We start from the raw sequence: 20,492 nt of genomic DNA, 5'->3' as shown, positions 1-20,492 counted from the left end.
ATGAAAAAGCCTGAGTTAAAGTACTGCGGAATACGATCGAAGCGTGATTATGAACTTGCGGCAGCTTCAGAAGCGGATTATCTGGGATTTATTTTTGCCGCAAGCAAACGGAGAGTAACGCCGGATGAGGTCCGGAAATGGAAAGAGCAGGTCCGGACAGACAAGAAACATGTCGGAGTATTTGTAAATGAAACGATAGAAAACATCGCGCAAATCGCCTCTGATCTCGCCCTTGACGTCATCCAGCTTCACGGTGATGACTCGCCTGAGGATGCCCTCCGTCTCCGTCCGCTTGTGCGCTCGGAAATATGGAAAGCGCTCCATCACGGGGAAGGGACGCTCCGTCAGATGGCTCAATTTGCACCTGCTGTCGACGGCTATGTCATTGATTCTTCAGTGACAGGAATGAGAGGCGGGACGGGAATCGCGTTTTCATGGGCCCGTGTCCCCTTGTACCGAAAGCAGGCTCAAAATGCAAGCAAGCGCTGTTTTATTGCGGGCGGTGTTAATCCTGAGACGATTACCGGCTTACTGAGATCGCGTCCGTGCGGTATAGATCTTGCCAGCGGAATTGAAAAAAACGGACACAAGGATCAAACACTGATCCGGCTTTTAGAAGAAAGGATGAACCACTATGTATCCATATCCAAATGAAATCGGAAGATACGGCGAATTCGGCGGCAAATTTGTCCCTGAAACATTGATGCGGCCCCTTGAGGAAATCGAAACGGCTTTCACAGAATTAAAGAATGATCCCGTTTTTCATGCCGAATATAAAAAACTATTGTTTGATTACTCCGGAAGACCGACTGCATTAACGTTCGCAGACAGGGTGTCAGAGTATTTGGGAGGGGCGAAAATCTATCTGAAAAGAGAAGATTTAAACCATACCGGCTCTCATAAAATTAACAACGCGTTAGGCCAGATTCTGCTTGCTAAAAAGATGGGCAAAACGAAAATCATCGCCGAAACCGGTGCGGGACAGCACGGTGTGGCTGCCGCGACAGCCGCCGCAAAATTCGGTTTTAAATGTACGGTTTTTATGGGTGAAGAAGACGTTGCGCGCCAGTCGCTGAACGTATTCCGGATGAAACTGCTCGGCGCGGAAGTGGTGCCGGTCACAAGCGGCAACGGCACGCTGAAAGATGCGACGAATGAGGCAATCAGGTATTGGGTCCAGCATTGTGAAGATCATTTCTATCTTATCGGTTCTGTAGTGGGTCCGCACCCGTATCCGTATATCGTTCGCGAATTTCAGAAAATCATCGGCGAGGAAGCGAAAGAACAGCTCCGCCGAGTTGAAGGAACGCTCCCGGATAAGGTTGTTGCATGTGTCGGCGGCGGAAGCAATGCGATGGGCATATTTCAGGCCTTTTTAGAAGAAGACATTGAGCTGATCGGCGCCGAGGCGGCCGGAAAAGGAATTGATACGCCGCTGCATGCGGCAACGATCGCAAAAGGGACGCTCGGGGTGATTCACGGATCAATGACCTATTTAATACAAGATGAATACGGGCAGATTATCGAACCGTATTCCATTTCAGCAGGCCTTGATTACCCGGGGATCGGCCCTGAGCACGCCTATCTGCACAAAAGCGGCCGTGTAACGTACGAAAGCGTGACAGACGATGAAGCGATTGCCGCGTTGCGTCTGCTTTCTGAAACAGAAGGTATTCTTCCGGCTATTGAATCTGCCCACGCCCTGGCAAAAGCGTTTGAAATGGCAAAGGACATGGATAAAGACAAAATCATTCTCGTCAGTTTGTCGGGAAGAGGAGATAAAGATGTTCATACGCTGATGAATGTTTTGGAAAACGGGGTGGAGACACATGTTTAATCTGCGAGATTCTGAAAAATTGTTTATCCCTTTTATCACAGCGGGCGATCCGCTTCCTGACATTTCTGTTGAACTGGCAATATCATTACAGAATGCAGGCGCTTCTGCCCTTGAAATCGGCGTTCCTTACACAGATCCGCTTGCGGACGGACCCGTCATACAACGGGCTTCAAAACGGGCTCTGGAAAACGGAATGAATATCGTAAAAGCCATTGAACTTGGCGGCAAAATGAAAAAAAACGGCGTTCATATTCCAATTATCCTCTTTACGTATTATAATCCTGTGTTACAATTAGAAAAAGAATACTTTTTCGCTTTACTGCGGGAAAACGACATAGACGGTCTGCTTGTTCCGGATCTTCCGTTAGAGGAAAGCGCCCTTTTGCAAATGACATGCAAAAAGGAGAACATCGCTTATATCTCACTGGTTGCGCCGACAAGTGAAGACCGTTTGAAAATAATTACTGAACAGGCCCGCGGCTTTGTGTATTGTGTATCCTCTTTAGGAGTGACGGGCGTACGCAGCGAATTCGATCCTTCTGTATACTCTTTCATCCGTAAGGTGAAAGAATTCAGCTCTGTTCCGGTTGCGGTCGGTTTTGGCATTTCAAACCGCAAACAGGTTGACGGGATGAATGAAATATCTGACGGTGTCGTTGTCGGCAGCGCGCTTGTCAAAAAAGTTGAAGAGCTTAAAACAAAGCTTGTGAATCCCGGCACAAGAGCTGATGCGCTTCTTGAATTTGAAGAATACGCAAAGACGTTCGGACGACTGTACAGTGTAAAATGAGGTGACTGGATTTGCAGATTAAAGAACAGCTGCGGCAGCTGAAACCGTATCAGCCGGGCAAACCAATAGAAGAAGTGAAAATGGAATACGGGCTTGAAAAAGTAGTAAAACTCGCTTCTAACGAAAATCCGTTCGGCTGTTCACAGGCCGCAAAAGATGCGCTGCATCAGGAGATTGAGCAGCTTGCGCTGTATCCCGACGGTTACAGTGCCGCTTTGAGAACGCGGCTCAGTGAGCATCTGCAGGTCAGTGAATCTTCGATCATTTTCGGCAACGGCTCTGATGAGCTAGTGCAGATTATCTGCCGTTCTTTATTAAATGATCAGGCAAACACGATTACCGCCGCCCCGACTTTCCCGCAATACAGACACAATGCGGTGATTGAAGGCGCTGAGGTGCGCGAGGTGCCGCTCCGCAGTGACGGCGCTCATGATTTGGACCGGATGCTGGAAGCAATTGACGGCGAGACGAAAGTCATATGGGTATGCAACCCCAATAATCCGACGGGGACATATACTTCTGAGCAAGAGCTAATTGCCTTTTTAAACAGAGTTCCCGAGCATATACTCGTTGTCCTTGATGAAGCGTACTACGAGTATGTTACGGCGGAAGATTACCCAGAAAGCATTCCGCTTTTAAAGCAATATCCGAATGTCATGATCCTCCGCACCTTCTCTAAAGCGTACGGACTTGCCGCGCTGCGCGTCGGATACGGCATTGCGGACGAAGCGCTGATCCGCCAGATTGAACCGGCGAGAGAGCCGTTCAATACGAGCAGAATCGGTCAGGCTTCGGCACTGGCAGCGCTTGACGACCAGACATTTATCCAGGAATGCGTCGAGAAAAATAAAGCCGGCCTTAAGCAGTATTATGATTTTGCGGAAACTCACGGATTAACTTGTTATCCTTCACAAACCAACTTTGTGCTCATTGATTTTAACCGTCCGGCGGATGAACTGTTCCAAGCCCTGTTGGAAAAAGGATATATCGTCCGCTCAGGACAGGCGCTCGGATTTCCGACAGCGTTAAGGATTACGGTCGGTACGAAAGAGCAGAATGAGGAAATTCTCACAATTTTAGCTGAAATATTATAAGAGGTGATCAAGCATCACCTCTTTGCTCTATTAAAATAGATGAAAAAGGAAATGAGTGAAATGAAGGATACTATATTGCTTGCGGGGATCGGGCTGATCGGCGGATCGATCGCATTGGCCATCAAAAAGGAGCATCCGCATAAACGGATTATCGGTGTGGATATTTCGGAAGAACAGCTCACTGCCGCGCTGAAGCTCGGAATTATTGACGAGCGGGCCGGCTCATTGACGGAAGGGGCGCAGCAAGCGTCTGTTGTCATTATCGCCACGCCTGTCGCCCAAACGCTGAAAATGCTCGATATGCTGGCCGCATCAGACATCACCCATGAACTCCTGATTACGGATGTGGGCAGCACGAAACAGAAAGTCGTCAGCTACGCCGACAAAGTGCTTCCGGATCACTATCAATTTGTCGGCGGCCATCCGATGGCGGGATCTCATAAATCCGGGGCCGCTGCCGCGAAAGAATTTTTATTCGAAAATGCGTTTTACATTTTAACACCCGGAAAATCAACTTCTAAAGAGTCAGTAACGCATCTGAAGGAACTCTTGAAAGCGGCAAACGCCCACTTTGTGGAGATGACTCCCGAGGAGCATGACGGCGTAACGAGCGTCATCAGCCATTTCCCTCATATCGTTGCTGCAAGCCTCGTCCATCAGGCTCATCATTCTGAAGAAGATTATCCGTTTTTGAAGCGTTTCGCAGCCGGCGGTTTTCGGGACATCACCAGAATCGCCTCAAGCAGTCCGGCGATGTGGAGGGACATACTTCTTCATAACAAAGATAAACTGCTTGACCGCTTCAAAGAATGGAAACGGGAGATTGACACGATCGAATCTTATGTAGAAAATGAAGATGCGGACAGCCTGTTCGGATATTTTAAAAAAGCGAAAGATTATCGCGACGGTCTGCCGCTCCGTCAAAAAGGAGCGATCCCGTCCTTTTATGACCTTTATGTCGATGTTCCTGATCATCCGGGGGTCATTTCGGAAATTACGGCGATACTGGCAGAAGAAAAAATCAGTATCACCAACATCCGCATTATCGAAACAAGAGAAGATATTAACGGAATTCTCAGAATCAGTTTCCAGACTGATGATGACCGGAAGCGCGCGGAAACCTGCATTCAATCCCGCGCCAAATATGACACATTTTACGCTGACTGAGGTGGAAAACATTGAAAAGAGAAAAAGTGACGTCTTTAAACGGTGAAATTCATATTCCGGGGGATAAATCCATCTCCCACCGTTCTGTTATGTTCGGAGCGCTTGCGGAAGGAACGACAACGGTAAAAAACTTTTTGCCCGGAGCCGATTGTCTGAGCACCATTGCCTGCTTCAGAAAAATGGGTGTCTCCATTGAACAAAACGGAAGTGATGTAACGATATACGGAAAGGGCATTGACGCACTTTGTGAGCCTGACAGCCTTCTTGATGTCGGAAATTCCGGCACGACCATCCGCCTGATGCTCGGCATTTTAGCCGGACGCCCATTTCACAGTACGGTAGCGGGCGACGAAAGTATCGCAAAGCGCCCGATGAAGAGGGTGACGGAGCCTTTAAAACAGATGGGAGCCGCGATTGACGGAAGAGCGGACGGAGGGTTTACGCCTTTATCCGTAAGAGGCGGACAATTGAAAGGCATAGATTACGTCTCCCCTGTTGCAAGCGCGCAGATCAAATCTGCCGTGCTGCTTGCCGGATTGCAGGCTGAAGGGATGACGACCGTCACTGAGCCTCATAAATCAAGAGACCATACGGAACGGATGCTGAACGCTTTTGGCGCCGAGCTTGCGGAAACGGAGACGAGCGCTTCCGTAACGGGCGGTCAGAAGCTTCGGGGAGCCGATATTTTCGTGCCCGGCGATATTTCTTCAGCGGCCTTTTTCCTCGCGGCAGGCGCTGTCGTTCCCGGAAGCCGGATTGTGCTGAAAAACGTCGGCCTGAACCCGACACGCACGGGGATGATTGATGTCTTAAAGCAAATGGGGGCTTCACTTGAAGTGATTCCTTCAGAAGCGGACAGCGCAGAGCCTTACGGAGACCTGGTTATTGAAACCTCAGCTCTGAAAGCGGCAGAAATCGGCGGAGAAATCATTCCCCGTTTAATTGACGAGATCCCGATTATCGCCCTTTTGGCAACGCAGGCTGAAGGCACAACTGTCATTAAAGACGCTGCGGAGCTGAAGGTGAAGGAAACGAACCGGATCGACACCGTCGTATCAGAGCTCCGGAAAATCGGCGCAGACATTGAACCGACTGAAGACGGCATGAAAATACACGGCAAAAAAACGCTTGCGGGCGGAGCCGATGTGTCAAGCCACGGCGACCACCGCATCGGCATGATGCTCGGTATCGCTTCATGCCTGACAGAAGAGCCGATCGACATCCGTGATACAGAGGCGATCCATGTCTCATATCCGACATTTTTTGAGCATTTAGATCAATTAGCCAAAAAAGCCTGAAGACTGTTCTTCGGGCTTTTTTCTTCATGTGTCATAAAATCTTGGGCTTTGACATAGCTTGTCTTAAACAGAAAACTAAAAGAAAGGGGGAATGCGTTTTCGTTACAGAAACAGCCGGAACAAATTGCGCTGTTTGCGTATAAAGATGCCGTCCCCTTTTTTGCCGTTTTCCTCTTAACCATTTTCTGATAAACTATAATGCCGGGTGAAGCATCTTATTTGCGGGCAGGCCCTGTCTGAATTATGATAAGAATAACCCGAATAAAAACCCTTTTCATTTGGTTGATGAGGTATAGGAAAAGAAAGGACCGGTCTGATTTGAATACATTGATTCAAGAAGCCATAAAATTAGTTGAAGCAGGTGAAACCGAAAAGGGACTCAAAGCGCTTTCAAAAGCTGAAACAGAGCTTCATGACGAAGACAAAGCCATTGCAGCCCAGCTCTACTATGAATGGGGAAACGCCGAAAAAGCGTTAGCGCTGATCAGTGATCTGCATGACCTTTATCCGGATGAGTCTGAGCTGACGAATTTTTACGCCGAATTGTTAATAGATATTGATGAAGAAGAAAAAGCTCTTGAGGTGCTGGAGACGATTTCTCCGGAAGATCCGTCTTACGCGGAAAGCCTTCTTTTAATGGCTGATCTGTATCAGATGCAGGGCTTATTTGAAGTAAGTGAGCAAAAGCTGTTACAGGCGAAAGCAATGTTACAAGATGAACCAGTTATTGATTTCGCTCTGGGGGAATTATACTTCACTCAGGGATCATACGCAAAAGCCGTTCCTTACTATGAAGAGACGGCAAAAGAACGGCACGAAATCGGCGGCGTAAATGTTCATCAGAGGCTGGCTGAGTCATTGAGCGCGGCGGGTGAATTTGAGGAAGCGATTTCATGGTATGAAAAAGCGGCGGCAGAACATACAGAACCGAATACGATTTTCGGGTACGGGTTCACAGCCTATCAGGCGGGAATGGTCAAAACAGCCATCAAGCAGCTGTCTGATTTAAAAGGGCTTGATCCTTCCTATTCATCGCTTTATATGCCGCTTGCAAAAAGCTACGAGGCAGAAGGCATGTATGAAGATGCATTAAAAACCGCTAAAGAAGGTATTACTTACGATGAATACAATAAAGAGCTTTTTCTCTATGCGGCGAAAATGGCGTTAAAGCTTGGCAGCGAAGAGGAAGGCAAAAAGCTTCTTCAGGAAGCGCTGGCGCTCGATCCGGGTTACGTGGAAGCGCTCCATACGCTTTTAGCCGTCTATCATAAAGAAGAAAGCTTTGAAGAGATTATCGATCTGATTCAGGAAGTCCGCGGCTACGGAGAAGAAGATCCGAAATACAATTGGTATTTGGCGGGGGCCTATACAGGCCTTGAACAATACGCTGAAGCGAAAAAAAGCTTCGAAGCTGCGTATCTCCATTATCAGGATGATCGGGATTTCTTATATGAATACGCTCACTTCTTATTGGAAGAGGGTCTCCAGAAAGAAGCGCTGCCGCTTTTAAAACAAGTGCTTTCAATGGATGGAACAAACGAAGAGCTTGAAGAAACAATCTTACGGATAGAGGATGAATTTTTAAGATAAGCAGGATTTTGGACCATGCTTGCTGAATGTATAAGTGATGTCAGATTATACGATCGATAGAGGAGGGAATTACATGCAGACCCCTGTTTCTGTCAATGAAAAAAAGGATTTTATCCGTTGGTTTTTAAATCATTATCAGCTTAAACGCCGGGAGTGCGTCTGGATTTTAAATTATTTAATGAGTCATGATTCATTAATGGAAAAAGTCCATTTTGTAGAACAAGCCGAATTTTGCCCGAGAGGCATTATCATGTCTACTCATTGCGTTGATGAGGTGCCGTTTAGGTTTTACAAAGAAAATGTCATGACTACGGACGCGGAAAAATCTTTTCACGACATCCGGTTAAATAAACAGCAGGATTTATTTATCCAGCTGAATTTCCGTTCGGCCTACAGCTCACCGGAATATGCCGCTGTTCTTGAATCAAATCCGCATCTGCCGAAAGACCTGTTTGAAAATAAACAGGATCAGGGGATGGCCGAAAAAATATTAGAACATGCCATTTCCACTTTCCAGCGGGAAAAGCTGCTTAAAGATATCGACGAGGCGCTGGACCGCCACGACAAAGAAACATTTGAAAAGCTTTCCCGCCAATTGAATCAGCTCACATAAATGACAGCCTTGCAGAATATGCAAGGCTTGTTGCGTAAAGAGGAGGAACGAGACATGAGATGGAGGGCCGCTGATGCCGATGCCTATTTACAATCTGCGGATTACATTGATACCGCTGTCATTCCGTTAATTTCCATAACGTCTTCAGGAGGCTTAAAAGAGGCCGTTGAACAGGGGGAAAGCACTCAATTGCTTTCTGAAGAGCTTGAGCGCCAATTGAAGGGACGGGTATATTTATTCCCCTCTTATACATATGTTGATATAGACCAATCACAAATCGCCCTGCTTCAAAAACTCAAAGAAGAGGTGATGACCAACTTCCGGCACGCCTTGTTCCTGACGGCAGACGAAAAATGGAAGGATTCTGAAATAGGGTCTGATGTCATATACATACCTGCCGTTCCGTTTGAACATATGAAAGACTCTTTAAAGAGAAAAATAGCGGATGACAAGTGCGGAGAAATTTTGAACGTTTTGTTACAGAAGTGGAACAATTCTTAAAAACTCCAGGCATCCTGCAAAACACCCGTTTTGCCTCTGTTGACCTTGCTGAAAGATTCATATATTATGAGGGTGTCAAATCTCAGAATTATTTTCTATTTTAGTTAATTTTTGGTCAATCTTTAGGGGGGGGAAGAGATGGGCGGAAAACAAGATATATCAAGAAGACAATTTTTAAACTATGCGCTCACCGGCGTGGGGGGATTTATGGCCGCCAGTGCGCTTATGCCTATGGTCCGTTTTGCGCTGGACCCGGTATTAAAACCGACGGGAGATCAAAAAATGGTGCAGGTTGTCAGTGTGGATGAGCTGACGAAGGAGCCGAAGCGGTTTGACTTTAAAATTCATCAAGTTGACGCCTGGTACGAATCGGAAGAATCCAGATCAGCCTGGGTTTACAAGCATGGGGATGAAATTATAGCGCTTTCTCCGATCTGCAAGCATTTAGGCTGCACCGTAAACTGGAACAATGATCCTAAAAATCCGAACAAATTCTTTTGTCCCTGCCATTACGGTCTGTATGAAAAAGACGGCACGAACGTTCCGGGCACGCCGCCGCTCGCGCCTCTTGACCGTTATGAGCAAAAAGTAAAGGACGGCTTTTTGTATCTTGGAAAAGCAAAGCCTAGGGGGGAAGGGTGACATGCTGAATAAAATTTATGACTGGGTGGATGAACGTCTCGATATTACGCCGATGTGGCGGGATATCGCCGACCATGAAGTGCCGGAACATGTAAATCCCGCTCACCATTTCTCGGCTTTTGTCTATTGTTTCGGCGGTTTGACGTTTTTTGTAACCGTTATCCAAGTGCTCTCCGGGATGTTTTTAACGATGTATTATGTGCCGGATATAAAAAACGCGTGGGAATCTGTGTATTATTTGCAGAATGAAGTCGCTTTCGGGCAGATTGTAAGGGGTATGCACCATTGGGGCGCAAGTTTAGTCATCGTGATGATGTTTTTACATACGCTGCGGGTTTTCTTTCAGGGAGCTTATAAAAAGCCTCGGGAATTGAACTGGATCGTCGGTGTTCTGATCTTTTTTGTGATGCTCGGTCTCGGTTTTACAGGGTATCTGCTTCCGTGGGATATGAAGGCGCTGTTTGCGACAAAGGTAGGTCTTCAGATTGCGGAGGCGACGCCATTGATCGGAGCGCAGGTGAAAACTCTTCTTGCCGGCCACCACGATATTGTCGGCGCTCAAACGCTGACGAGATTTTTTGCGATTCACGTATTTTTTCTCCCTGCCGCTTTGTTTGCGCTCATGGGCGCCCACTTTGTCATGATCCGCAAGCAGGGAATTTCAGGACCGCTTTAATACAAATCTGATATAAAAGGGAGGGGATGACATGCACCGGGGGAAAGGAATGAAGTTTGTAGGAGATTCAAGGATACCGGCTGAAAAAAAACCGAATATACCGAAAGACTATTCAGAGTATCCTGGAAAGACAGAGGCGTTTTGGCCGAACTTCCTGCTGAAAGAATGGATGGTCGGAGCCGTTTTCCTCGTCGGATTTCTCGTTTTAACGATTGTGCACGAGCCGCCTTTGGAACGGGTGGCGGACCCGACGGATACAGGGTATATTCCGCTGCCGGATTGGTATTTTCTATTTTTATACCAGCTTTTAAAATATGAATATGCCGCAGGGAGCTACACCGTTATCGGAGCGATGATTATACCGGGGCTTGCCTTCGGGTCGCTGCTTTTGGCTCCGTTTCTCGACAGGGGGTCTGAAAGAAGGCCGTGGAAGCGTCCGGTTGCCGTCGGGATGATGCTTTTGGCGCTTTGCGCTACGGTCTTTTTAACGTGGCAGTCAGTCGCGACACATGACTGGGCGAAGGCGGAGGAGCAAGGGAAAATTAAAAAAGAAGCCGCCATTGATACTGAATCAGACGGTTATAAGGTATTTAAAGAACAAGGCTGTATTTCCTGTCACGGGGATAATCTTCAAGGGGGAGGCGCCGGTCCGTCCCTGGTCGATAACGGGCTGAGCCCGGAAGAAATTAAAAAAATCGCCGTCAAAGGGAAAGGGCAGATGCCAGCCGGTATTTTTAAAGGGAATGACAAACAGCTTGAACAGCTGGCGAAGTTCATTTCTGAAACGACAGCGAAATAACGTATTGTGAAGAAGACAACAGCAGGATATACTTTTATGAAAAGAGCTGACCGGATGTCAGCTTTTTTTGCATGATACATACTTTTTATGGACTGAGAGTTGATGGTATGAGGTGGATTTCTTATCTTTTAGGGTTGCGCGGCATGCTTCTGCTTGTTCTTGCCGTTAATTTTATCGGTACGGTGTACGGCTATTATTGGTATGTGCCGCAGCTTTTGGACACGCCGTTCCGATTTCTGATATTTGTGCCTGACAGCCCGACGGCGACGTTTTTCTTCCTGTTCGTGCTTCTGGCATTTCTCATGGGAAGAAACGCGCCGCTGTTTGAAGCGCTGGCTCTTGTAACCCTTGTAAAATACGGGCTGTGGGCGGTCGGAATGAATGTCTTTGTGCTGGTCAAAATGGGGCAGATGCCTTGGGAAGGGTACATGCTGATTGCTTCACATTTTGCCATGGCCGTTCAAGGCGTTTTATACAGCCCGTATTTTCGGTTCCGGTTATGGCATCTTGCCGTTGCCGCTGTTTGGACGCTTCATAATGATGTCATTGATTATCTTTTCGGCATGATGCCCCGCTACTCAATGCTCAATGACTATATGCAAGAGATCGGGTATGCTACATTCTGGCTGAGCATATTTTCACTCGGCCTTGCATACTATTTGGTGATTTCCAAAAGACGGATAAAGCTTGACTTACACTGATAGAATCTTGGTCTAACCTTGTCCCGCTCCTCATATTCTGTAAAGAGAAGGAGTGGGAGGGACCTCTATGAAACGAAAGCTGACGATCTGTCTTTTACTTGCTCTTATGTGTTTCATCACAACTGCCAAAGCTGAAGATGAGGGCGGTCTCAAGGAACTGAACGACCTTTCGGATACCGTTTTCCAAATGACGCGGCATTCGCAGTATGATGAGGCTCTGCAAGTGCTTGGCTACTTTAAGAAAAAAATGACACACGTAAACTCACTGAGCGGCGCCGAAGTCAGGCAGGTGACTCTGGGCTTTAATGATTTAGTGCGCGTCCTGAAACAGGCAGCCGCCTCAGATACCGAAAAAATCCGGGCAGCCGCCCAGTTCAGGTTGGTAATGGATGCGATGGAAGACCACTCCGATCCGCTGTGGGGTTCGCTTGAAAGACCGATTATGGCGACATTCAGCGCCTTAAAAGAAGATGTCAGCGGAAACGGAAGTGAAAATTTCAATGAAAAGTGGAATGAATTTATATCATTATATGATTTAATTTATCCCAGCCTGACAATGGATGTGTCGGCCGGCCAGCTTGATACGGTGGCGAAACATATCGAGGTGATTGAGCAGGAAGGGTTTCAGCAGATGACAAAAGGAACAAAGCTTGAGCGTCTGACGCTCCTGCAGCAGGATTTAAAGCGGGTTTTTGACAAGGTGGAGCGGGATGACGCTGACCCTTCGCTGCTCTGGGTCATTCTGACAACAGGCGGTATCATTATTACTGCGCTGACATATGTCGGCTACCGAAAATACAGAGCGGAAAAAAAGAAAGAGAAAAAGCGTGAGTATCCTAAGTCTAAATAAACACAAATTGCTGTAAAGGAGCTAAGCCAGTGAAAAAACTCATCCAGCAATTGGCTTCAAAACACCTCCCGCAGCCGATCAGAGGCAGAAAAGGGGCGACTGACGAAGGACCGCGAAACCTCGCGCGTGACTTCCAGAATCCTGACATGCTCGTTCCGCCTTCAACGGATTCAGGAACGGTTCAAAACTTGAAATTCTCATTTTCTGATACGCATATGAGGCTTGAAGACGGCGGATGGTCCAGAGAGGTGACGGTCAGGGAACTGCCGGTATCCAAAAACATCGCGGCGGTGAACATGAGACTGAAACCGGGAGCTGTGCGGGAGCTTCATTGGCATAAAGAAGCCGAATGGGGATATGTGATTAACGGAGGAGTACGTTTAACTGCGGTCGATCAAAATGGGCGGAATTTTATTGATAACGTAAGTGAAGGGGACCTGTGGTATTTTCCTTCCGGCATTCCTCATTCCATTCAAGGATTAGAGCAGGGAAGTGAGTTTTTGCTCGTCTTTGATGACGGCTCTTTTTCAGAAAACAGCACCTTTTCAGTAACGGACTGGTTTGCCCATACCCCGCGCAGCGTGCTGGAGGCGAACTTCGGTGTTCCGGGTTATGAGCTGGCTTACATTCACAAGAAAGAGCGTTACATGTTCCAGCTGGAACCGCCTCCCCCTATTGAGCGGGCAGCAGTTTCTTCCCCGGAAGGCCCCGTTTTGGAGCCGTTCAGCTACAAGCTTTCCCGGCAGGAGCCTCTTGTTACCGGCGGGGGAAGAGTAAAGATTGTCGATTCAAAAACGTTTAAGGTGTCAAAAACGATTGCCGCAGCTCTTGTGGAGGTCGAACCCGGAGGCATGAGAGAATTGCATTGGCATCCCAATACGGACGAGTGGCAGTATTATCTTTCAGGAGAAGCGAAAATGACGGTGTTTGCGGCGGAGGGAAGAGCGCGGACATTTAACTATCAAGCGGGTGACGTAGGATATGTTCCTTTTGCAATGGGACATTATGTTCAGAATACCGGTGACACCGTGCTTCGCTTTCTGGAAATCTTCAAAAGCGACCGTTTCGAAGACGTCTCCTTAAATCAATGGCTGGCACTGACGCCGCAGCGCTTCGTCGAGCAGACGCTCAATGTCAGTCCGGCATTCGCCCGCCGATTGAAAAAGAAAAAATCACCGGTTGTCAAATGGAAAGACGAACAGTAAAGGCGGCAAAAGCCGCCTTTTTATTATCGTCTGATCGGATTTTTATTTTCATCAAGCGTAAATCCTTCGCCGAGCACATCATGGACGTCGCTTACTGCAACAAAGGCGTGCGGGTCAACGGAAGTGATGACGCTTTTCAAAAGCACAATTTCGTTTTTCGGAACGACGCAGTATAGAACGTCCCTGTCTTCTTTTGTATATGATCCCTGTCCTTTTAAAACGGTGACGCCGCGCTCCATCTCTTCAATGATTTTTTGCTGGATCAAATCGTTTTTCGAAGAAATAATCGTTGCTCCTTTTGCGGCATAGCCGCCTTCCTGTATAAAATCAATCAATCTCGCAGCGACAAAAACGGCTACAAGCGTGTACATCGCTTCCTTGTAAGAAAGATACGTAAACAAAGAAAGCAGAATGACACAGGCGTCAAAGGCAAACATCGTCCGGCCCATCGGGATTCCGAAAAATTTGTTGATCAGCCTGGCGATGATATCGACCCCGCCCGTCGTGCCGCCGTATTTAAAAATAATGCCGAGACCCGCGCCGATAAAAACACCGGCGAACAAGGCGGCCAGCGCTAAATCATGCGACAGCGGCATATGAATTTCGTAGCGCTGAAAAACACTCAGAAAAACGGAAAGAGAGACGGTGCCGATCAGGGTATAGACAAACATCGTCCGGCCGAGCATACGCCAGCCGATGAAAAAGATAGGAATGTTTAATACCAGGTTGGAAATAGAAGGGCTGATGTGGAATAACGCATATAAAAGCAGCGTAATGCCGGTAAATCCGCCTTCCGCCAAATTGTTCTGCATATTAAAGTGAACCAGTCCGAATGAAAAAACAGCGGCGCCGATTAAAATAAAGCAAATGTTTTTGATTCTGATTTCTCCAAGCATTGCATCAAACCCCTTTTCCTTCCATAAGATTGCGTAAATATTATAGTGGATACAAAAGAAAACAGCAAACTGCCGTTTTTAACATTTGTCAAATGTACTTGAATTAGCTAACATGGAAGAGATGACAGGAGGTATTCGCACAGTGAGTGACAAAACGATGAAAGACTTACAAGCTGAGGTCGATGAATATATCGGCCAATTCAAAGAAGGCTATTTCAGCCCGCTTGCCATGATGGCCCGTCTCACGGAAGAACTGGGCGAACTTGCAAGAGAAGTCAACCATTATTATGGGGAAAAGCCGAAGAAAACGACGGAAAATGAGAAAAGCATGGAAGAGGAAATGGGCGATGTGCTGTTCGTCCTGATCTGCCTCGCCAACTCCCTTGATATTTCATTGGAGGAAGCTCATAACCGCGTCATGCATAAATTTAATACACGTGATAAAGACCGCTGGACTAGAAAAGAAGAAGGAAAGTAGGAGAAACCATGTCAAATGAAATCATTAAAGTCGTCATTGCCGGACCGAGAGGCAGAATGGGCCAGGAGGCCGTAAAACTTGCCGTCCGCACGCCTCATTTTGAGCTTGTCGGCGCCATTGACCATACATACGATCAGCAAACATTGCGGGAAGTGATGTCAGCTGATTCAGACGCACTTATTTATACGGATATCTGCGCATGTTTCCAAGAAACAAAACCGGATGTGCTGATCGATTTGACAACGCCTGAAATCGGCAAAAAACATACGAAAGCCGCTCTTGAACACGGCGTACGCCCCGTTGTGGGAACGACCGGATTTTCTGAAGCGGATTTAGAGGAGCTTCAAGGCTTGACTGAAGAAAAAGGAATCGGCGCTATCATCGCTCCGAATTTTGCATTGGGCGCGGTGCTGATGATGAAGTTCTCACAAATGGCCGCCAACTATTTTGAAGATGTAGAAATCATTGAGCTTCATCATGATCAAAAGCTGGATGCCCCGAGCGGAACGGCGCTGAAAACAGCGGAAATGATTTCAAGCGTCCGTACAGAAAAGCAGCAGGGCCATCCTGATGAAAAAGAAATTCTGCCGGGCGCCCGCGGTGCTGAATTAAACGGCATCCGCCTTCACAGCGTGCGTCTGCCGGGCCTTATCGCCCACCAGGAAGTCATGTTCGGCATGGACGGCCAGACGCTGAAACTGCGCCATGACTCCTATAACCGGGCTTCCTTTATGTCAGGAGTGAAGCTGTCAGTGGAGCAAGTGATGAAAATCGACCAGCTTGTATACGGACTCGAAAATATTATCGACTGAATCGGCAAGGGGGAGAACATCAAATGAAAATTGCTTTGATTGCTCACGATAAAAAAAAGCAGGATATGGTTCAGTTTACGACCGCATATAAAGATATATTGAGCCATCATGAGTTATACGCGACGGGTACGACAGGCTTAAAAATCCAGGAAGCGACCGGATTGTCCGTTGAACGTTTTCAATCCGGCCCGCTCGGCGGAGATCAGCAAATCGGCGCATTGATTGCGGCAAACGCCCTGGATCTCGTCATTTTTCTGCGCGATCCGTTAACTGCGCAGCCTCACGAACCGGATGTCTCGGCGCTGATCCGGCTGTGTGACGTATACGCGATCCCGCTCGCCACAAATATGGGAACAGCGGAAATCCTCGTCCGGACGCTGGACGGCGGGGCATTTGATTTCCGCAATCTTGTGCGCGGAGGAGAGCCGAATGTCTGAACACGTTGATATTCTGGCGTTCGGCGCTCATAGTGATGATGTCGAGATCGGTATGGGCGGCACGATCGCAAAATTTACGGCTCAAGGAAAAACCGCGGTGATATGCGATTTGACCGAGGCCGAACTATCATCTAACGGAACGGTAGGGATAAGAAAAGAAGAAGCGGCAGAGGCGGCACGAATTCTCGGCGTAAAAGAGAGAATCCAGCTTACGCTTCCCGACCGTGGGCTTTTGAAAAGTGAGGACGGCATCCGCCGGATTGTCAGTGTCATCAGAGCCTGCCGGCCGAAAACCGTTTTCATGCCTTATCCGAAAGACCGCCATCCTGACCACGGCAATGCGGCGGCTTTGGTCGAAGAGGCGGTGTTCTCGGCGGGAATTCATAAATACAGAGATCATCAGGAACTGCCGGCTCATAAGGCTCAGCGCGTATACTATTATATGATCAACGGGTTTCACCGTCCGGACTTTGTAATCGACATAACGGAAACCATCGATCTGAAAAAAGAAAGCCTGCACGCCTATCAAAGCCAGTTTATTCCTACGGCGCAGTCAGTGAACACACCGCTGACCAACGGTTATATCGAAATGGTGGAAGCGCGGGAAAGACTGTATGGCAAAGAAGCCGGGACGGGGTATGCTGAAGGCTTCTTTTCAAAACAGCTTCCCGTTTTGAATGATGATGTTTTTGGGGGCGGACAATGAGACCATTAAAAATAGGGATTACATGCTACCCGAGTGTCGGAGGCTCGGGTATTATTGCGACGGAACTCGGCAAGCTGCTTGCGGAAAAAGGACACCAGGTTCATTTCATCACATCAAGCATCCCGTTCAGATTAAATACATATCATCCGAATATTCATTTTCATGAGGTGGAAGTCAACCAATACGCGGTATTTAAATATCCGCCTTATGACCTTACGCTGGCGAGCAAAATCGCCGAGGTGGCCGCGAGGGAAAATCTTGATATCATTCACGCGCATTATGCGCTGCCGCATGCGGTATGCGCTTATCTCGCCAAGCAGATGCTCAAGCGTGACATCGGCATCGTGACGACGCTTCACGGTACGGACATCACCGTTTTAGGATATGATCCGTCATTAAAAGATTTAATCCGTTTTGCCATCGAAGCGTCCGACAGAGTGACGGCGGTATCAACCGCGCTTGCCGGAGAAACATATGACTTAATTAAGCCGGATAAAAAAATTGAGACCATCTACAACTTTATTGATGAACGTGTTTATCTTAAGAAAAATACAGAGAGTATAAAAGAGAAACATGGTATTTTGCCGGATGAAAAGGTCGTCATCCATGTTTCGAACTTCAGAAAAGTAAAACGTGTTAAAGATGTCATCTGCGTTTTCCGTAATATCGCAGCCAACACAAAGGCGAAGCTCCTGCTTGTCGGTGACGGACCGGAAAAGTGCGTCGCTTGGCAGCTTGTCGAAAAATACGGGCTGCAGGATCAAGTGCTGCTCCTCGGAAATCAGGACAGGGTGGAAGAACTGTATTCCATCAGCGATCTTAAGCTTCTTCTGTCTGAAAAAGAAAGTTTCGGACTCGTCCTCCTTGAGGCGATGGCCTGCGGCGTGCCGTGTATCGGAACAAATATCGGCGGCATCCCCGAAGTGATTAAAGATCAAGTAAGCGGTTTTCTGGTGGAAGTCGGCGATATTCAGGCGGCATCTGAAAAAGCGCTTGCTGTTTTAGAAGATAAACAGCTCAGCAAACGATTGACTGATCATGCGCTGAAAATGGTGGAGACCGCCTTTTCTTCGCAAAGAATCGTCAGTCAGTATGAACGGATTTATGACGAATTGGCAGGACCGGAGTGATCTTATGGAACAGGAATTTGTCAAAGCCCTCCCCATCCTTCATCATCTGATGAAGGCGGGCCATCAGGCGTACTTTGTCGGGGGAGCCGTCAGAGACAGCTATATGAAACGAAAAATAGGTGATGTGGACATCGCAACCAGCGCTTTGCCGAATGAGGTGGAGCGCCTCTTTAAGCGGACTGTCGATGTAGGAAAAGAGCACGGCACCGTCATCGTCCTATGGGAAGATGAAACCTATGAAGTCACCACTTTTCGTGCCGAATCAGAATATAAGGACTACCGGCGCCCTGAAGCTGTGCGGTTCATTACTTCTTTATCAGAAGACTTAAAGCGGAGAGACTTAACGATTAATGCGATGGCGATGTCTGCCGAAGGAGAGCTGCTTGATTATTTCGGAGGCGCACATGATATCGGACAAAAGCTGATCCGTACGGTGGGTAACCCTGAAGACCGTTTTCGGGAAGACGCTCTGCGGATGATGAGAGCCGTCCGCTTTATGAGTCAGCTCGGCTTTCTGTTAGAAAAAAATACAAGAGAGGCCGTCATAAAAGACAGGGAGCTTATGGCACATGTATCAGTAGAACGAAAGACCGTCGAGTTTGAAAAGCTGATGCAGGGCGCTTTCTCACAAGAAGCGATTCAAACGATGGTGCAGACAGGTCTGATACAAGAGCTGCCCGGCCTTTCCGGTTATGAGCAGCAAATGCTTGAAGCAAGCGGCTTTCCGTTTTCTTCTTTAGATGCACGCGAAGAACGCTGGGCAGCGCTGTTATTGTTTCTTGGTCTTTGTCCGAAAAGCGCCGAGGCGTTTTTAAAACAATGGAAACTGCCGGGAAAGGTCATAAAAAAAGCGGTGCAGATCATAAGCGTTTATCCGGCGCAGCTGGAAGCAGAAGCGATGTACCGGGCGGGAGAGGCGCTGTTTTCAGCCGTTAAAATCGAGATGCTGAAAAAGCATAGGACGATTGATGAACAAAAGCTGAAAGAAGTTCAGAGCCTGTATGAGCAGCTGCCGATCAAAAGCCCTCGAGACCTCGACATTTCAGGCGCTGATCTGATGGAGCTCAGAAACCGCCGCGCGGGTAAATGGGTGGCCGAAGAACTTCGCCGGATTGAAGAAGCGGTATTGGCAGGGAAGCTCCCTAACCGAAAACATGACATAAAGGAGTGGCTCGCATCATGGGATCAACATTAAGAACCCGATTAATTGATTTATTTTCTGAGGCGGGTGACGGCTTTATCTCCGGGCAGAAAATAAGTGACGCGCTCGGCTGCTCGAGAACCGCCGTTTGGAAACATATAGAGGAGCTCCGCAAAGAGGGGTATGAGGTTGAGGCGGTCAGACGAAAAGGGTACAGGCTCATTAAAAAACCGGGGAAACTCAGTGAATCCGAAATCCGTTTCGGACTGAAAACAGAAGTTTTGGGCAAACAGCTTCATTACCGGGACGTCCTGCCGTCCACCCAAAAAACCGCTCATGAACTTGCCAATGACGGCGCGCCGGAAGGGACCCTCGTAGTCGCCGATAAACAAACGGCAGGCAGAGGAAGAATGGCCAGAGTATGGCATTCACAGGAGGGAAACGGGATTTGGATGAGCCTCATTCTGAGACCCGACGTTCCTTTGCAAAAAACGCCGCAGCTCACCCTGTTATCCGCCGTTGCGGTCGTACAGGCCATCGAGGCTTTTACAGGCGTACAGGCCGCCATTAAATGGCCGAATGATTTAATAGTTCACGGCAAAAAAGCCGTCGGGATTTTAACTGAGCTGCAGGCGGAAGAAGACCGTGTCCGTTCGGTTATTCTCGGGATCGGCATCAACGTGAACCAGCAGGAAACCGATTTTCCCGGCGAGCTTCAGGACATTGCGACGAGCCTGAGCATGGAAGCCGGCGAAAAAATTGACAGAGCGGGTCTGATACAAGAGATTCTGCTGACTTTTGAAAAACGCTATCAGGATTACTTGAACCACGGCTTTACACCGATCAAGCTGCTATGGGAAAGCTATGCGGTCGGACTGGGGAACGAGCTCAGAGCGAGAACGCTGCAAGGAACGTTTTACGGGAAATCGCTCGGCATTGATGATGAGGGAGTTCTTCTTTTGGAAACGAGAGACGGTATAAAGAAGATCTATTCTGCCGATATTGAGCTCAATTAATCTTAGTTGGTACAAGCCTCGTGAATTTGGTATACTTCCTATGGGCAGTATCATAATGAACTGCACCTGATCAGCAGAACAGAGATTACGAAAAGTCTGCCTTGATCCAAAAA

23 protein-coding genes are annotated in these 20,492 nt (G+C 47.8%); 22 read left to right on the top strand and 1 reads right to left on the bottom strand.

What is annotated here, in order from left to right; all coding sequences use genetic code 11:
* The 15 genes from ACWJJ5_RS15305 to ACWJJ5_RS15235 all read left to right on the top strand — a co-directional run bounded on the left by ACWJJ5_RS15305 (position 1) and on the right by ACWJJ5_RS15235 (position 13,763).
* Positions 1-654, top strand: coding sequence for a phosphoribosylanthranilate isomerase (locus tag ACWJJ5_RS15305; RefSeq protein ID WP_326361018.1), 654 nt, complete (start codon positions 1-3; stop codon positions 652-654).
* Entirely contained in the window at positions 635-1,837 is a 1,203-nt protein-coding gene (gene trpB / locus ACWJJ5_RS15300) for a tryptophan synthase subunit beta (RefSeq protein ID WP_077722521.1), read from the top strand. Before ACWJJ5_RS15305 ends, trpB begins: the two co-directional genes overlap by 20 nt.
* Positions 1,830-2,627, top strand: coding sequence for a tryptophan synthase subunit alpha (trpA, locus tag ACWJJ5_RS15295; protein WP_070082032.1), 798 nt, complete (start codon positions 1,830-1,832; stop codon positions 2,625-2,627). The genes trpB and trpA overlap by 8 nt, the downstream gene beginning before the upstream one ends.
* Positions 2,628-2,638: 11 nt before the next feature.
* On the top strand, positions 2,639-3,721 hold the full coding sequence (gene hisC, locus ACWJJ5_RS15290) for a histidinol-phosphate transaminase (protein WP_043021738.1): 1,083 nt from the start codon (positions 2,639-2,641) through the stop codon (positions 3,719-3,721).
* Positions 3,722-3,772: 51 nt separating this feature from the next.
* The gene (locus ACWJJ5_RS15285) at positions 3,773-4,888 is read left to right on the top strand and encodes a prephenate dehydrogenase (RefSeq protein ID WP_326361015.1); all 1,116 of its coding nucleotides are present in this window, start codon (positions 3,773-3,775) and stop codon (positions 4,886-4,888) included.
* A gap of 11 nt (positions 4,889-4,899) precedes the next feature.
* Complete coding sequence (gene aroA, locus ACWJJ5_RS15280) at positions 4,900-6,186, top strand: 3-phosphoshikimate 1-carboxyvinyltransferase (RefSeq protein WP_071391695.1); 1,287 nt, start codon at positions 4,900-4,902, stop codon at positions 6,184-6,186.
* 318 nt (positions 6,187-6,504) lie between these two features.
* On the top strand, positions 6,505-7,776 hold the full coding sequence (locus tag ACWJJ5_RS15275; RefSeq protein ID WP_017418032.1) for a tetratricopeptide repeat protein: 1,272 nt from the start codon (positions 6,505-6,507) through the stop codon (positions 7,774-7,776).
* A gap of 73 nt (positions 7,777-7,849) precedes the next feature.
* A complete protein-coding gene (locus ACWJJ5_RS15270) occupies positions 7,850-8,389 on the top strand; it encodes a ReoY family proteolytic degradation factor (protein WP_003153482.1) in 540 nt (179 codons plus the stop codon).
* A 54-nt stretch (positions 8,390-8,443) separates the two neighbouring features.
* Positions 8,444-8,890: a YpiF family protein gene (locus tag ACWJJ5_RS15265; RefSeq protein WP_003153483.1), complete on the top strand. Its 447-nt coding sequence runs from the start codon at positions 8,444-8,446 to the stop codon at positions 8,888-8,890.
* Positions 8,891-9,028: 138 nt separating this feature from the next.
* A complete protein-coding gene (locus ACWJJ5_RS15260) occupies positions 9,029-9,532 on the top strand; it encodes a ubiquinol-cytochrome c reductase iron-sulfur subunit (protein ID WP_003153484.1) in 504 nt (167 codons plus the stop codon).
* 1 nt (position 9,533) lies between these two features.
* Positions 9,534-10,208 carry a menaquinol-cytochrome c reductase cytochrome b subunit gene (gene qcrB, locus ACWJJ5_RS15255; RefSeq protein WP_003153485.1) on the top strand — a complete coding sequence of 225 codons (675 nt, stop codon included), beginning with the start codon at positions 9,534-9,536 and terminating at the stop codon, positions 10,206-10,208.
* A 31-nt stretch (positions 10,209-10,239) separates the two neighbouring features.
* Positions 10,240-11,007 carry a menaquinol-cytochrome c reductase cytochrome b/c subunit gene (locus ACWJJ5_RS15250; protein ID WP_102422762.1) on the top strand — a complete coding sequence of 256 codons (768 nt, stop codon included), beginning with the start codon at positions 10,240-10,242 and terminating at the stop codon, positions 11,005-11,007.
* Positions 11,008-11,114: 107 nt separating this feature from the next.
* Entirely contained in the window at positions 11,115-11,708 is a 594-nt protein-coding gene (locus ACWJJ5_RS15245; protein ID WP_173613007.1) for a DUF1405 domain-containing protein, read from the top strand.
* A gap of 67 nt (positions 11,709-11,775) precedes the next feature.
* Positions 11,776-12,558, top strand: a complete 783-nt coding sequence (gene ypjB, locus ACWJJ5_RS15240; protein WP_454022513.1) for a sporulation protein YpjB — start codon at positions 11,776-11,778, stop codon at positions 12,556-12,558.
* Positions 12,559-12,587: 29 nt separating this feature from the next.
* On the top strand, positions 12,588-13,763 hold the full coding sequence (locus ACWJJ5_RS15235; RefSeq protein WP_146277076.1) for an oxalate decarboxylase family bicupin: 1,176 nt from the start codon (positions 12,588-12,590) through the stop codon (positions 13,761-13,763).
* 23 nt (positions 13,764-13,786) lie between these two features.
* Here ACWJJ5_RS15235 and ACWJJ5_RS15230 read toward each other — a convergent pair whose 3' ends face one another.
* A complete protein-coding gene (locus ACWJJ5_RS15230) occupies positions 13,787-14,659 on the bottom strand; it encodes a YitT family protein (protein ID WP_003153493.1) in 873 nt (290 codons plus the stop codon).
* Between the two features lie 142 nt (positions 14,660-14,801).
* On the opposite strand from ACWJJ5_RS15230, the gene ACWJJ5_RS15225 reads away from it, so the two are divergent.
* From ACWJJ5_RS15225 to ACWJJ5_RS15195, 7 genes are read left to right on the top strand one after another with little or no spacing between them, the layout of a single operon-like run.
* A complete protein-coding gene (locus ACWJJ5_RS15225) occupies positions 14,802-15,137 on the top strand; it encodes a nucleotide pyrophosphohydrolase (protein WP_003153495.1) in 336 nt (111 codons plus the stop codon).
* An 8-nt stretch (positions 15,138-15,145) separates the two neighbouring features.
* Positions 15,146-15,949: a 4-hydroxy-tetrahydrodipicolinate reductase gene (gene dapB, locus ACWJJ5_RS15220; RefSeq protein ID WP_436334959.1), complete on the top strand. Its 804-nt coding sequence runs from the start codon at positions 15,146-15,148 to the stop codon at positions 15,947-15,949.
* Between the two features lie 23 nt (positions 15,950-15,972).
* Positions 15,973-16,386: a methylglyoxal synthase gene (mgsA, locus tag ACWJJ5_RS15215; RefSeq protein ID WP_003153499.1), complete on the top strand. Its 414-nt coding sequence runs from the start codon at positions 15,973-15,975 to the stop codon at positions 16,384-16,386.
* Positions 16,379-17,092: a bacillithiol biosynthesis deacetylase BshB1 gene (gene bshB1 / locus ACWJJ5_RS15210; RefSeq protein WP_003153501.1), complete on the top strand. Its 714-nt coding sequence runs from the start codon at positions 16,379-16,381 to the stop codon at positions 17,090-17,092. The genes mgsA and bshB1 overlap by 8 nt, the downstream gene beginning before the upstream one ends.
* A complete protein-coding gene (gene bshA / locus ACWJJ5_RS15205; protein WP_436334958.1) occupies positions 17,089-18,222 on the top strand; it encodes an N-acetyl-alpha-D-glucosaminyl L-malate synthase BshA in 1,134 nt (377 codons plus the stop codon). Before bshB1 ends, bshA begins: the two co-directional genes overlap by 4 nt.
* Before the next feature lie 4 nt (positions 18,223-18,226).
* Positions 18,227-19,417, top strand: coding sequence for a CCA tRNA nucleotidyltransferase (locus ACWJJ5_RS15200; protein ID WP_454022512.1), 1,191 nt, complete (start codon positions 18,227-18,229; stop codon positions 19,415-19,417).
* A complete protein-coding gene (locus tag ACWJJ5_RS15195) occupies positions 19,402-20,379 on the top strand; it encodes a biotin--[acetyl-CoA-carboxylase] ligase (protein WP_454022511.1) in 978 nt (325 codons plus the stop codon). The genes ACWJJ5_RS15200 and ACWJJ5_RS15195 overlap by 16 nt, the downstream gene beginning before the upstream one ends.
* Positions 20,380-20,492: the final 113 nt, after the last annotated feature.

Source organism: Bacillus sp. JK74 (assembly GCF_053663395.1).
The sequence above is the reverse complement of the archived record's forward strand: the minus strand, read 5'-3'. Positions and strand labels throughout refer to the sequence as shown.

Bases quoted from the DNA above. Each gene is read 5' to 3' on its own strand.
- ACWJJ5_RS15245 (WP_173613007.1), top strand. From the start codon at position 11,115: ATGAGGTGGATTTCTTATCTTTTAGGGTTGCGCGGCATGCTTCTGCTT.
- ACWJJ5_RS15285 (WP_326361015.1), top strand. From the start codon at position 3,773: ATGAGTGAAATGAAGGATACTATATTGCTTGCGGGGATCGGGCTGATC.
- ACWJJ5_RS15230 (WP_003153493.1), bottom strand. From the start codon at position 14,659: ATGCTTGGAGAAATCAGAATCAAAAACATTTGCTTTATTTTAATCGGC.
- ACWJJ5_RS15305 (WP_326361018.1), top strand. From the start codon at position 1: ATGAAAAAGCCTGAGTTAAAGTACTGCGGAATACGATCGAAGCGTGAT.
- ypjB (WP_454022513.1), top strand. From the start codon at position 11,776: ATGAAACGAAAGCTGACGATCTGTCTTTTACTTGCTCTTATGTGTTTC.
- ACWJJ5_RS15270 (WP_003153482.1), top strand. From the start codon at position 7,850: ATGCAGACCCCTGTTTCTGTCAATGAAAAAAAGGATTTTATCCGTTGG.
- dapB (WP_436334959.1), top strand. From the start codon at position 15,146: ATGTCAAATGAAATCATTAAAGTCGTCATTGCCGGACCGAGAGGCAGA.
- ACWJJ5_RS15265 (WP_003153483.1), top strand. From the start codon at position 8,444: ATGAGATGGAGGGCCGCTGATGCCGATGCCTATTTACAATCTGCGGAT.
- mgsA (WP_003153499.1), top strand. From the start codon at position 15,973: ATGAAAATTGCTTTGATTGCTCACGATAAAAAAAAGCAGGATATGGTT.
- qcrB (WP_003153485.1), top strand. From the start codon at position 9,534: ATGCTGAATAAAATTTATGACTGGGTGGATGAACGTCTCGATATTACG.
- ACWJJ5_RS15260 (WP_003153484.1), top strand. From the start codon at position 9,029: ATGGGCGGAAAACAAGATATATCAAGAAGACAATTTTTAAACTATGCG.
- trpA (WP_070082032.1), top strand. From the start codon at position 1,830: ATGTTTAATCTGCGAGATTCTGAAAAATTGTTTATCCCTTTTATCACA.
- ACWJJ5_RS15250 (WP_102422762.1), top strand. From the start codon at position 10,240: ATGCACCGGGGGAAAGGAATGAAGTTTGTAGGAGATTCAAGGATACCG.
- bshA (WP_436334958.1), top strand. From the start codon at position 17,089: ATGAGACCATTAAAAATAGGGATTACATGCTACCCGAGTGTCGGAGGC.
- ACWJJ5_RS15195 (WP_454022511.1), top strand. From the start codon at position 19,402: ATGGGATCAACATTAAGAACCCGATTAATTGATTTATTTTCTGAGGCG.
- bshB1 (WP_003153501.1), top strand. From the start codon at position 16,379: ATGTCTGAACACGTTGATATTCTGGCGTTCGGCGCTCATAGTGATGAT.
- trpB (WP_077722521.1), top strand. From the start codon at position 635: ATGTATCCATATCCAAATGAAATCGGAAGATACGGCGAATTCGGCGGC.
- ACWJJ5_RS15200 (WP_454022512.1), top strand. From the start codon at position 18,227: ATGGAACAGGAATTTGTCAAAGCCCTCCCCATCCTTCATCATCTGATG.